Raw genomic sequence first — 12,561 nt, forward strand, 5'->3', positions numbered from 1 at the left:
GAGAAGTTAAGCCCACCAGAGCCGATGGTACTGCGGTAACACGTGGGAGAGTAGGTCGGTGCCAGATCTTAAAAGAAACCCTTCGTCAGAGATGACGAAGGGTTTTCTTGTTTAAAGGCTTTTCGGCTAAAGACCAAAGCGGAAAGACGAAAGGCCAAAGCTTAAAGTCCAAAGCGGAACTTTAGTCTTTTTTCCTTTAAGCAAGCTTTAAACCATTAAGAAGTTAAGGCTGTTTTAACTTGCTTGATTACAGGAAGTACCTTAATCCTTAATAATGGGATGATAGAAATTCGGTGGCAGCAGGCCCCCTCAATAATAGCCCTGATGGCAGCGAAAATCCCTTTTGGGTTAAAGAGGGTTACTTATCCAGGCAATGTTCCCCAAAAGGATTGCAGCGTACAGCAGGACGGAACCCTACCCAAATGCACAGGAAAACGCGCTCCAATAAATGATTAAGGATTGTACTTTAATGAATGGAATATTAGACTATGGGACTAATTACTTGCTTCTTCTTTAACCGCTAACTGCCCGCAAGCCGCATCGATATCTTTACCACGGCTACGGCGGATGTTGGTATTAATTCCCTGGCTTTTTAGGTAATTCGAAAAAGCATCAATTTTATCACCTTCGGCATTAGTAAAGTCGGCAAAAGAAATGGGATTATATTCGATCAGGTTTACTTTGCAAGGAATATGTTTACAGAATTTGGCCAAATCCATGGCATCCGAAATCTCGTCGTTAAAATGATTGAAAACAATGTATTCGTAAGTAACCGGATTTTTGGTTTTAGCAAAATAATATTTGAGGGCATCTGCCAAAGATTTTAACGAATTCGCCTCGTTAATCGGCATAATTTCATTACGCTTTTCATCATTAGCAGCATGAAGTGACAACGCAAGATTGAATTTGGCACCGTCATCGCCAAGTTTTTTAATCATCTTTGCAATGCCTGCTGTAGATACTGTAATGCGTTTATAGCTCATATTTAGACCATCAGGAGCAGTAATACGCTCGATAGACCTTAATACATTGGCATAATTTAATAAGGGCTCTCCCATGCCCATATACACAATATTGGTAAGCGGGTTGTTATAATTCTGCTTGGCCTGTTTATCAATCAGTACAACCTGGTCGTAAATTTCGTCGGCATTTAGGTTGCGCTTACGATCCATGTAGCCGGTAGCGCAGAATTTACAGGTTAAACTACAGCCTACCTGCGAGCTCACACAAGCAGTCATACGGTCTTCTAAAGGGATTAAAACCCCTTCAACAATATTGCCGTCGGCCAGCCTGAATGTATTCTTAATGGTATGGTCGTTACTAAACTGAGAGTTATTAACCTGAACGGCGTTAATGGCGAAAGCGTCGTCCAAAGCCTTGCGAAGATCTTTAGATAGATTGCTCATCTGCTCAAAACTCGTAGCCGATTTTTCCCAAAGCCACTGGTAAATCTGCTTGGCCCTGAATGCAGGTTGTTGCATTGCTACAAGGTGCTGTTGCAATTGGGAAAGATCTAAGGCACGGATATCGGTTTTTTTTGCTGCTACCATTTGTTGCAAAGGTACTTAAAAAAGGTAGAAGGTGAAAGATTGATGGATTAAGGCAGCTGGATAAAGCCAAATTTTACAATTTGTTGGCTTATCGCCCCCTGCCCCTTGAATTAGATTTATTTGCAGGTTTACCTTTTACAGCTCTCGAATTTTTGTTCGCAGTATTATTTTTGCCGGCGGGCTTTGAGCCCGAACGGCCAGTTGCTTTCCTATCTGAAGATTTTTGAACCGGGGCTTTTGGTTTGAATGCTTTTTTAGGCTGTTCTTTTCTAAGTTCTGGGATTTCTTCCCAGGCCTCTGTTTTTTTTCTGGTGGTATTTTTTGCTTTGGGTTTAGTTTCAGAAGATGAGTTTTCAATACTTTTGGTAATGGCTTTCATCTCTTCTTCGGTAAGTTCCCTAAATTCTCCCGTAGGGATGCCTTTAAGGCTGATATTCATGATCCGTATACGCTCGAGTTTGTTTACCTCATAACCAAAATGCTCACACATTCTGCGGATCTGCCTGTTTAAGCCTTGTATTAAGATGATATTGAAAACAAAAGTACTGATCTGGCGAACCTTACATTTCCGTGTATTTACACCTAAAATAGGTACTCCGTTACTCATTTCGAAAATGAAATCTTCAGTTATGGGTTTATTAACGGTAACCAGGTATTCCTTTTCGTGCTTATTGCCTGCCCTTAAAATCTTGTTTACAATATCGCCATTATTGGTCAGGAAAATCAGGCCCGACGAATCTTTGTCTAACCGGCCGATTGGGAATATTCTTTCGCTGTAGTTAACGTAATCTACAATATTATCGCGAACACTGGATTCGGTAGTACTGGTAATGCCAACGGGTTTATTGAAGGCCAACAGGATGAAATTACTTTCTTCCTTTGGTTCGATATTGTGGCCGTTAACCATTACGCGATCACCCGCAAAAACCTGGTCGCCTACTTTGGCCCTTTTCCCATTGATAAAAACAGTGCCCCTTTCGATGTAACGGTCTGCCTCGCGGCGTGAACATAATCCACTTTCACTGATGAATTTATTTAAACGGGTGGCAGAGTTATTGTTCATGCTGCAATTTTACGGAAATAAATTGTGTTATCCATTTTCCATGGCAGTAACAAAAGCATCAATAGTATTTCTGAGGTTTGTTAAAGTTTCCTGATCTGTAATTTGGGCATCAGGATTAATCTTTGCTTTTGCAAAGGGAATAAGCCGGGGAGAGACCTTCGCTTCGAGTACGGTTAAAATATCGATGATGGATTGATAGGCTTTTTCACCCTGTGTAGAAGCTACCAGTGCTAAAACAGGTTTGCCCGAAAGTGATGCTGAGCTAACCGTCCAATCGAGTAGATTTTTTAGGGAACCCGGCAAACCCATTGCATATTCTGGTGTAGAAATGATAATGCCGTCTGCTTTTCGGAGGGCCTTGCGAAGATCACTGACAACTTTTGGTTGGTTTTCTAAATCCAAATCAGGGTTGAAATGCGGAATATCTGCAATAGTTGGGATAGTGGAGACCTCAACATCTTTCCCTAAAAGACTGCTGATTGCCAAAATATAAAGTGCGTTGGTTGATGAGGACTTAGTGCTGCCAGAAATCGCAAATATTTTTTTCATGGCTAAAAATAGCAAAGTGAAGATAAATTAGGATGTGGGGCTGATAATCTCTCCGTCATTTCCAATGAACCACTAAAACGCACCAGGTTTCAATAGTCCATCTGAAAAATGTTTAATGGCCGACCGAAACTGATCTAATCTGATCGCTTCAATATTTCCCGCAGGTGGAAATGACGGTTATTTTTTATAAACTAAAAATTCTGATCATCTGCACTTGGGCCATAACTTCCCGGAATGGGTATATTCAATAACCTTAAATACACGCCTAATTGGGCTCTGTGGTGAGTGGTTTGGTTAAGTGAATGGCGGATGGTTTCGTATTTGGAATAATCGGCCAAAACCTGTTTACCCATCCTTAATACCCAACGGCCGTTTAAGTCTTCTTCTGTTGCTTTTTCCAGTTCTGCCTTTCCCAATGCATAATTTTTCTCCAGAATTTTAACCAGATCAGCTGCATTTTCTGCAGGTTCTTCTACATAAGGTGCTGTTTCGAAATCCAATCCTTCAGTTGTTAAAGCGAGAGAAACCCAGCTTGGCAGATCGGCAATATGAACCGCAAGCGATTTCATTTTCATACTTTTTTCGTGAGGCACCCAGTCAAACTTATCTGTTGGTACAATGGCCAGGAATTTTTTTGTGGTATTAAATTCCGCCTCGTACTCTTTCATTAATAATTTAATAATGTCCATATTTTTCTGTTTTGTTTTTTCTACTGTGTGTAATTCCATAAGTAATAAATCAGCAATGCTCATGATTTTTTGAAGTTGGTTTACACAAAGGAAATACGGGCCACTGACAACCCTATGGCAGCCTAAAAAATATTTTCAATAATTTACAGGTAGCAGATGCATATAATCGCTTAATGGCATGTGCTGGGTTTTTCTGAATGGGGTGCCCAGATTTTTTAAACCGGTAATTCGCGTGAGGTTAAAATCGCGATATTCATTGCGGTAATGGCACCAGGCAATAAGGTGCCAGCTAAATGCATAGAAAATGAGGCCAATTGACTCTACTTCACGCTTGCTCAACTCTTCTTTGTTATTTTTATAATCGAGCGCAATAATGTGTTTTTCAGCAATGGCTTGTTGAATGAGGGATAAATATTCGAAATTAAAATTGAGCCTTTCTGGAATCTGGAGTTTAATGTGCTGGTTCATAGTTTCCAGCTTTTCTTTCTGATGGCTTTTGAGTACCGATTTTACTTTGGTCAGTGCAGTTGAATAATGTGCACGGATAGAATGATCGGCAAAACCATTTACCAGGCTTTCTACCAGAAGCAGGGCATTGGCTTCGTCCATATTAAAAGAAACAGGGGGCAGAAAATAACCCTGAACGAGGTAATAGCCCTTATGTTGCTCAAAACTTACGGGTATCCCTTGTTCGCCTAATGCTTTAATATCACGGTAAACCGTACGTACGCTCATATCAAACCTTTCTGCAATTTTTTCGGCTGTAATATATTTTCTTGATTGAAGCAGGGTCAAGATTCCGAAAAGTCGGTCGATACGGTTCATGAGGTATTTTTTAGGCGATTAAAATTAAAGTTTTTTAATCAATTTTTCTTGTGGTACGTTATTTGTAAAAGATAAAAACATATCAATTTTAAACGAAAAGCCGTTATTATAATGGTTTAAGTTAATAATCTGAATTAAATGGCGGCTGTTATTCAAAAACGCTTCTTCCGGGCAATAAAAAGTAAGGTGATCATAGGTTTTTTGTTTGCCTGCTTTGCGCTGCTTTTGGCATGGGGTATCAGTAAGTTTGCGTTTACACGGATGCTGGATACCGTTGAAGAAATTTCGGCCCCAAACGACCGCTTAAGGATTGTAAACGATCTTTCGCATAAAATTGCCCGGTTAGATCAGCTGCAAAGAGACGAAGCTTTTAACAAACAGGGTACCTATAGTTTTCTTAAAGAATCGCGTAAGTTAAGATCCAGTTTGGATACCCTAAGGAAATTATACCGCGGTGATTCTGCTCAGTTGGCCAGGATTAAGTCGATCAAAAACTTATTATCTGATCGCGACAAGCAGTTTGTAAATTACCTGAAAGTGAGGGAAACGTTGGTTAATACTAAATCTTTCTCTGACGAGGTACGGAAATTGAATGAGCTGGTGGCAACGCGTGCCAGGCAAACAGACAGTGCGGTACTAACCACCGAGACAACCACATCGACCACTACGGTTGCACCGGAAGAAGAGCAAAAATCGCGTGGTTTCCTGAGTAAACTTTTTGGCAAGAAGAAGGCCGATGTTTACAAAATCATCAATGAAGAATTTAAGGTTAAGCGTGATACTTTAAATGCAAAGGCTGAAGACAGCATCATGAAAAGCATGACGGGCTCGTTAAGGAATATCGAACTGGAGCAACGTCAGAAAAGTCAGAAATTTTTAAAACGCGAGGCCGATCTGTCAAGTGCCAGTAACGCCTTAACGGCCAAAATGCTGCAGATTTTACGAGAGGTTGAAGGCCAGGCCATGGCCCAGGTTGATTTGAACGGGATACAGGCTAAAGAAGTGGTTAACGATGGAATTACACAAATCACCACCATTATCATTATCTTTTTCCTGTTAACGGTAATTCTGCTGTATTTAATTTTGGCAGATATTACGAAAAGCAACAGGTACAGAAGAGCATTGGAACTTGCCAAAGATGAAGCAGAATACCATGGCAAGGCAAAACAGCGGTTTTTATCGAATATGAGCCATGAGATAAGAACGCCATTACAATCTATTTTAGGTTATGCAGAGCTGATTACCCAGCAGGATGTACCCAACAAAAAAGATGTGGATGCCATTTACCAATCCTCGATCCATTTACTACAGATTGTGAATGAAGTATTGGATTATAACCGGATTATATCGGGGGAGTTTAGCTTCAATAATCAGGTATTCAATATTAAAAAAGCTTTGGATGAGGTAGTTTCTGTAATGCGTCCATTGGCAGAACAGAAATCACTTCAGTTAAATGCAGAACTCGATCTCAATGATTTGGAATTTGTAAAGGGCGATGCTTTTAGGCTAAAGCAGATTTTATTTAACTTATTGGGTAATGCTGTAAAATTTACTTTGAAAGGTGAAATTAAGCTTGCTGTATCGTATAAAAAGCAAGGAGAAGACCTGCACTTTCATTTTACCATAAAGGATACCGGGATTGGATTTGAAGAAAAAGATATCCCCAAAATATTTAATGAATTTGAGCAGATAGAATCTCCTGAGAAATACATTATCAACCAGGCCGGTACAGGTTTGGGGCTGCCTATTGTTAAATCTTTGATTGAGACACAGGGTGGAAGGATCTACGTTAAAAGTAAGCCCGGCGTTGGTACCACATTTAATATCTATATGAAATATGAAAATACCGCCGAGCGCATAAATGATACTTTAGATTTGGAACATTATGCCATTGTAAACTCAGGAACAGTTTGGGTAATTGATGATGATAAACTTATCCTCGATTTATGTGGAATGATTTTTCAGAAAAATAACATCCCATTCAGAACGTTTACCCAGGTGGCCGATATTTTACACGCCGAAGCCGAATCTGATTTAAAGTATGTATTGATGGATATGCGCATGCCTGAAATGACCGGGTTTGAACTGTGCCATTTATTGAAAAAGAAACTGCCGAAACAGATTAAATTTTATGCCATTACTGCGCAGGTGTTACCCGAAGAACGCGAAATGGTTTTAAGTGAGGGTTTTGATGGCCTGATTATGAAACCATTCAGGGCGGTTGATATCCTGTCTATATTTGATAAAACAGAAATATTAGCAGAACAACCCGAATTCGATTTTTCTTCAATAGAAAAAATGACTTTTGGCGACCAGCAAATGTTGGATAAAATATTAAACCGTTTTAAACAGGATTCTATAGATGATGCCGCACTGCTGGAGAAACATTTAATTGATCATAACACTGATCAAGCCAGGTTACTGGTTCACCGCCTTGCAGGACGCATGGCGCAAATGGGTTCGAAAACTTTGGCAAGTGCATTTCGTTCCCTGGAATTGAAAATTGCACGAGAAGGTCTGACTAATACTGCTAAATCTGAAATTTTACTGCAGATCGGAAAATTAAATGAGTTAATCGCCTTTATGGAAAAAATCGACTACGCTAATGCCGGGTAATTATTCTATCCCGTAACGTTCCATTTTTGCATATAAGGTTTTACGATCGATATTTAAAATCTTTGCAGCTTTTGTTTTGTTATGTCTTACTTTGATCAACGTCTCAGTAATCAAAGCTTTTTCATTTTGTTCGTTCACTGCTTTCAGATCAGAGGAATTGCCTGGAGCTGACTGGTGATGGACAGAAATCATCATTTCATCCGGTAATGCACCAATCTGTGCAACATCGCCCGGGCTTAATAAAACCATACGTTTGATCACATTGCGTAGCTCGCGCAGATTTCCCGGCCAATCGTAGCTCAGCAAAAGTGCTTTTGCATCATTAGAAATGCTTTTAACATTCCGGTCCAGATCGCGGTTTGATAATTGTATAAAGTGGTTGATAAAAAGTTCTAAATCACCGCCTCTTTCTCTCAACGGCGGAAGCTGGATTTTGAATTCATTTAAACGATGATATAAATCCTCCCTGAATTCTCCCTGTTGCATACTATTGGCCAGATCATCATTGGTAGCCGTAATGATGCGAACATTAACCGGAATCTGTTTGGTACTTCCCAAAGGCTGGATTACCCTTTCCTGTAATGCCCTCAGTAACTTAATCTGTACTTCATAACTCAGGTTGCCAACTTCGTCTAAAAATAATGTTCCTCCATTAGCAACCTCAAACTGGCCTTTTTTGTCGTTCAATGCACCTGTAAAAGCACCTTTTACATGCCCGAATAACTCGCTGGCGGCTAAATCTTTCGATAAAGCACCGCAATCTATTGCTACAAATGGTTTATCTGCACGTTTGCTTTGCTGGTGCAGGGTTCTGGCTGCGAACTCTTTTCCAGTGCCGCTTTCGCCTTGTATAATGACCGACATATCTGTTGGCGCTACCAAATTGATATGTTCGTACAGTTTATCTGCAATTGCACTTTTACCCTTTATAAAATCACCATTTGCTTCTTTTGGTTCAACACTCTTTAAATCCTTTTTAGTTAAAGAATTTTTGATCACCATTAATAATTCATCCGGGTTAACAGGCTTGGTAATGTAATCAAAAGCACCCAATTGAATTGATTTTACCGCCGTCCGTACGTCATTAAAGCTGGTCATGATGATTACCGGAATGGAAAGGGCCAGGTCACGAAGATGGGTAAGCACTTCTAATCCGGTTCCGTCTGGCAGACGGTAATCGATTAAAAGTAAATCGAATTCTTTGGTTTCAACTTGCTTAAATGATTGCTTTACCTGGGTTACAAGGGTCACCTCATGACCGTTTTTAGTTAAAAAACCATCAAGTAATTGTGCAAATGTCGTATCGTCTTCTAAAATCAGGATCCTCGCCATGTAACAAAAATAAGAAAAGCCGGACATAATCCGGCTTTCTTATAATAGGTAGATGTAATTATTTGGGTTTTTTATTGAACTGGCTTACCGTCTTTATCAATTTTAACTGAACCAGTTTCTGCTTCTTTTTTAACATTGATTAAATAGTACTCTTTCGTACCTTCTTTCACAGACCAAGCTTCAGTAGCGGTCCATCCTTTGTATGCGTCGGATTTTAATGCTGTAGTTACCGGCTCAGGTAATTCTTCCAATTTAACCGGAGTTTTAACTGCACTATCCTGAACTGCAACAATTGCGGTAGTTTTAAAATCTTTTACTTCACTTGCCTGTACTGCTGAGAATCCTGCAAAAGCTAAGAACGCAGCCGATAAAATTAATTTTTTCATTTTTGTTTCTTTTTAGTTTATGCGCAGCCCGTGGGCTGCGCTAATATTGATTATACCTTAGGGTGTATTTACTGCTGACTATTGAACTGGTTTACCGTCTTTGTCGATTTTTACCGAACCGGTTTCAGCTTCTTTTTTCACATTAATTAAATAGTACTCTTTCGTACCTTCTTTCACTGACCAGGCTTCAGTAGCGGTCCAACCTTTGTAAGCGTCAGATTTTAACGCGGTTGTTACCGGTGCTGGCAGTTCTTCCAATTTAACCGGAGTTTTAACTGCACTGTCCTGAACTGCAACAATTGCAGTGTTTTTTATGGTGTTTACTTCACTTGCCTGTACTGCTGAGAATCCTGCGAATGCTAATGTAGCGGCTAAAAAGATCTTTTTCATGATATGATGTTTTAAGATATGATAGATTTTTTGTTTAAATACTTATTGATGGTGAGCGTTAATCTGATGTGGATTACTGAACTGGTTTACCGTCTTTGTCAATTTTAACTGAACCGGTTTCTGCTTCTTTTTTCACGTTGATTAAGTAATATTCTTTCGTACCTTCTTTCACAGACCAAGCTTCAGTAGGGGTCCAGCCTTTGTAAGCATCAGATTTCAATGCAGTTGTTACTGGCTCAGGTAATTCTTCCAGTTTAACCGGAGTTTTCACTGCGCTATCCTGAACTGCAACAATTGCAGTAGTTTTAAAATCTTTTACTTCACTTGCCTGTACTGCTGAGAATCCTGCTAATGCTAATACTGTAGCTGCTAAAACGAACTTTTTCATAGTATATATTTTAAAATTTAATTTGTGTAACAATACTTGCTAATGTTTCATAATGGTGCCAAACCAAAATTTTTATTTAAACTATTGATTTACAGTTTGTTGTTTTTGTGCCAAAGTTTTAATGTTGTGGATTTTCTCCACACTTTGTGGTGAATAACTACAAGTTTTGCAGTTATTCTTTACTCATAGGTAGAACACCGATTGATATTAGCACCCTGGTGAATGGCTATTGTGCTGGCATTAGCAAATATATTAGCGCTTAACTGCGAGGTGATATCACCTGGCAAAAAAAAATAATTTCATTTTTGAAAAAAGAAGATTTTTTTCTATCATTGCAGCCCCATTAAAAGCCTCCTTAGCTCAGCTGGTAGAGCAACTGACTTGTAATCAGTAGGTCATTGGTTCGATTCCGATAGGAGGCTCTTTTATTTTCCTTCCCATTCTATTTTCCTTAAAATATTTTGACGGCTTGGCCTAATCAGCTTACTTTGCAGCTATGCTTAAATACTTTTCTGCCGATTGGATTTTTCCGGTAAGTAGTCCGCCAATTAAAAATGGTGTAGTTGCCGTAAATGCGACGGGTGAAATACAGCAGGTACTTACTGCTGGTAAGGCTAAAAATCCTGATGTGGTTTATCTTAAGGGGGCTATTGTTCCGGGTTTTATCAATACCCATTGCCATTTGGAACTTTCGCACATGTTGGGGCAAATCCCAGAGCATACCGGCTTGGTTGCATTTGTGCAAAGTATTATTAAAAACAGGCAGGCTGATGCAGACCAGATTAAAGCCGCAATGCAAACGGCCGATCAGAAAATGTTCGATAATGGGATTATGGCGGTTGGCGATATTTCCAACCAACTTTCTTCTAAAGAAATAAAAGAAAACAGCAAAATACATTACCATACCTTTATCGAGGCCATGGGCTTTAATCCCGCACGGGCTGGGGCCATAATGGATGATGCGAAACGGATTAGACAGGATTTTAAACCGCTCTCTGCCTCAATTGTTCCGCATGCGCCTTATTCAGTATCTCCGGAATTATTTGAATTAATAAGAAAAGAGGCAGAAAAAGATAATGCCATTATTAGCGTTCATAATCAGGAAACAGAAAATGAAAATGCTTTTTTCAAAAATAAAACGGGTGGATTTTTAGAGCTCTATCGATTTTTAGGGCTGGATATTACTTTCTTTGAGCCCACCAATAAAACATCTTTACAAAGCTGGTTACCTTATATTAAAGCACAGAAAACGTTGCTGGTGCACAATACCGTTTCAAACCAGGCAGATATCGCTTTTGCTAAAGAACACCATACTAATTTATATTGGTGCCTTTGTCCGCAGGCCAATTTATATATCGAAAATGCTTTACCTGACGTTGATCTGTTAATGGGTGAAAATGTAAAAATTACCCTGGGGACAGATAGTTTGGCCAGCAACCATCAACTTAATATCCTATCAGAAATGCTCACCTTACAGAAATATAAGCAGGTTCCTTTCGAAAAACTTTTGACTTGGGCAACTGTAAACGGAGCCGAATTTTTAGCGCTCGACAAGCAGTTAGGAACAATACAAGTGGGTAAAAGACCGGGATTGAATCTAATTCAATTGTCTGCTGATTTTAAGATTGAAAATGACCAGGTAAAAAGGCTAATTTAAATTATATGAACCCAATCTGTAAACTATTTAATATTAAATACCCTATTATTCAGGCCGGAATGGTGTGGTGCAGTGGTTGGCGACTGGCTTCGGCGGTTTCTAACGCAGGAGGCCTGGGTATTATTGGGGCAGGTTCGATGTATCCCGAAGTTTTAAGATTACATATTCAAAAATGCAAATTAGCAACTCACCAGCCGTTTGGTGTTAATATTCCATTGCTCTATCCTAATATTAAGGAGATTATAGATGTAGTAATTGAAGAAAATGTAAAAATTGTATTTTCTTCTGCAGGTAATCCTGCAACATGGACTGGTTTTTTAAAAGAAAAGGGTATTACTGTGGTTCATGTAATTGCGAATACCAAATTTGCCGTAAAAGCCCAGGAAGCAGGGGTAGATGCGATTGTTGCCGAGGGATTTGAAGCGGGTGGACACAACGGGAGGGAAGAAACAACAACCCTGTGTTTAATCCCAATGATTAAGAAGGCTGTACAACTTCCCGTTATAGCTGCTGGCGGTATCGGGAGCGGAAAAGCCATGCTGGCAGCTTTTGCATTGGGTGCCGATGCCGTTCAGGCAGGTTCGGCTTTTGCTGTTTCAGAAGAATCTTCAGCACATCCTGCATTTAAACATAAAATTATCTCAGCGGCCGAAGGTGATACCAAGCTGGCAATGAAAAAGCTCGTTCCGGTAAGATTATTGAAAAACGAATTTGCCGATGCCATTTCTACTGCGGAGGCCGAAGGTGCAGACGCTGAGCGTTTAAAAGCTCTGTTAGGCAGGGCAAGAGCAAAACTGGGGATGTTTGAGGGAGATGTAGAAAACGGCGAACTCGAAATAGGCCAGGTTTCGGCCATGCTAAATGAAATTAAACCTGCAAGGGTTATACTCGAAGAAATATGGGGACAGTTTAAAGTAGAAATTACCCGCCTTACGCAACTGCAAAACGAATTTAGATAGTTAATTCAACCGCATTTCGTTACCTGGCAGTTTATCTCACCTTTCTTTAAAGATTTTTAGCCCATGGGTATACTTTTTATTTTAGGGACTAACTAAGTGGTCCTTCAGCTTAAATCATCTTACTAGGTTAAATGACCCCTTACCACTCATAATAATT

Annotated in this window: 12 protein-coding genes and 1 tRNA gene; 4 read left to right on the forward strand and 9 right to left on the reverse strand. The window is 39.7% G+C overall.

Features of this window, described 5'->3' with window-relative positions; translation table 11 throughout:
• Positions 1-494: 494 nt before the first annotated feature.
• The 5 genes from rlmN to GGQ60_RS18730 form a co-directional block, all read right to left on the reverse strand.
• Positions 495-1,550, reverse strand: coding sequence for a dual-specificity RNA methyltransferase RlmN (gene rlmN / locus GGQ60_RS18710; protein ID WP_183767266.1), 1,056 nt, complete (start codon positions 1,548-1,550; stop codon positions 495-497).
• Between the two features lie 88 nt (positions 1,551-1,638).
• Entirely contained in the window at positions 1,639-2,613 is a 975-nt protein-coding gene (gene rluF, locus GGQ60_RS18715) for a 23S rRNA pseudouridine(2604) synthase RluF (protein WP_183767268.1), read from the reverse strand.
• A 27-nt stretch (positions 2,614-2,640) separates the two neighbouring features.
• Positions 2,641-3,162 (reverse strand): NADPH-dependent FMN reductase, encoded by a 522-nt coding sequence (locus GGQ60_RS18720; RefSeq protein ID WP_183767270.1) that lies wholly within the window; start codon positions 3,160-3,162, stop codon positions 2,641-2,643.
• A 191-nt stretch (positions 3,163-3,353) separates the two neighbouring features.
• The gene (locus GGQ60_RS18725) at positions 3,354-3,890 is read right to left on the reverse strand and encodes a DinB family protein (RefSeq protein WP_229685161.1); all 537 of its coding nucleotides are present in this window, start codon (positions 3,888-3,890) and stop codon (positions 3,354-3,356) included.
• Positions 3,891-3,986: 96 nt separating this feature from the next.
• Positions 3,987-4,676, reverse strand: coding sequence for a helix-turn-helix transcriptional regulator (locus GGQ60_RS18730; RefSeq protein ID WP_183767272.1), 690 nt, complete (start codon positions 4,674-4,676; stop codon positions 3,987-3,989).
• Positions 4,677-4,814: 138 nt separating this feature from the next.
• On the opposite strand from GGQ60_RS18730, the gene GGQ60_RS18735 reads away from it, so the two are divergent.
• Positions 4,815-7,292, forward strand: coding sequence for a hybrid sensor histidine kinase/response regulator (locus GGQ60_RS18735; RefSeq protein WP_183767274.1), 2,478 nt, complete (start codon positions 4,815-4,817; stop codon positions 7,290-7,292).
• On the opposite strand, the gene GGQ60_RS18740 is transcribed toward GGQ60_RS18735, so the two are convergent.
• From GGQ60_RS18740 to GGQ60_RS18755, 4 genes are all read right to left on the reverse strand, one after another.
• On the reverse strand, positions 7,293-8,624 hold the full coding sequence (locus tag GGQ60_RS18740) for a sigma-54-dependent transcriptional regulator (RefSeq protein WP_183767276.1): 1,332 nt from the start codon (positions 8,622-8,624) through the stop codon (positions 7,293-7,295).
• A 71-nt stretch (positions 8,625-8,695) separates the two neighbouring features.
• Positions 8,696-9,010, reverse strand: coding sequence for a hypothetical protein (locus GGQ60_RS18745; RefSeq protein ID WP_025145420.1), 315 nt, complete (start codon positions 9,008-9,010; stop codon positions 8,696-8,698).
• 78 nt (positions 9,011-9,088) lie between these two features.
• Positions 9,089-9,400: a hypothetical protein gene (locus GGQ60_RS18750; RefSeq protein WP_183767278.1), complete on the reverse strand. Its 312-nt coding sequence runs from the start codon at positions 9,398-9,400 to the stop codon at positions 9,089-9,091.
• 73 nt (positions 9,401-9,473) lie between these two features.
• Positions 9,474-9,788 (reverse strand): hypothetical protein, encoded by a 315-nt coding sequence (locus GGQ60_RS18755; RefSeq protein ID WP_183767280.1) that lies wholly within the window; start codon positions 9,786-9,788, stop codon positions 9,474-9,476.
• 349 nt (positions 9,789-10,137) lie between these two features.
• Here GGQ60_RS18755 and GGQ60_RS18760 point away from each other — a divergent pair.
• The 3 genes from GGQ60_RS18760 to GGQ60_RS18770 all read left to right on the forward strand — a co-directional run bounded on the left by GGQ60_RS18760 (position 10,138) and on the right by GGQ60_RS18770 (position 12,404).
• Positions 10,138-10,210 (forward strand) — tRNA-Thr (locus GGQ60_RS18760).
• Positions 10,211-10,284: 74 nt separating this feature from the next.
• On the forward strand, positions 10,285-11,445 hold the full coding sequence (locus GGQ60_RS18765; RefSeq protein WP_183767282.1) for an amidohydrolase family protein: 1,161 nt from the start codon (positions 10,285-10,287) through the stop codon (positions 11,443-11,445).
• Positions 11,446-11,450: 5 nt separating this feature from the next.
• The gene (locus tag GGQ60_RS18770) at positions 11,451-12,404 is read left to right on the forward strand and encodes an NAD(P)H-dependent flavin oxidoreductase (RefSeq protein WP_183767284.1); all 954 of its coding nucleotides are present in this window, start codon (positions 11,451-11,453) and stop codon (positions 12,402-12,404) included.
• Positions 12,405-12,561 lie beyond the last annotated feature (157 nt).

This window comes from Pedobacter zeae, from assembly GCF_014196715.1.
Taxonomy (GTDB): Bacteria; Bacteroidota; Bacteroidia; order Sphingobacteriales; family Sphingobacteriaceae; genus Pedobacter; species Pedobacter zeae.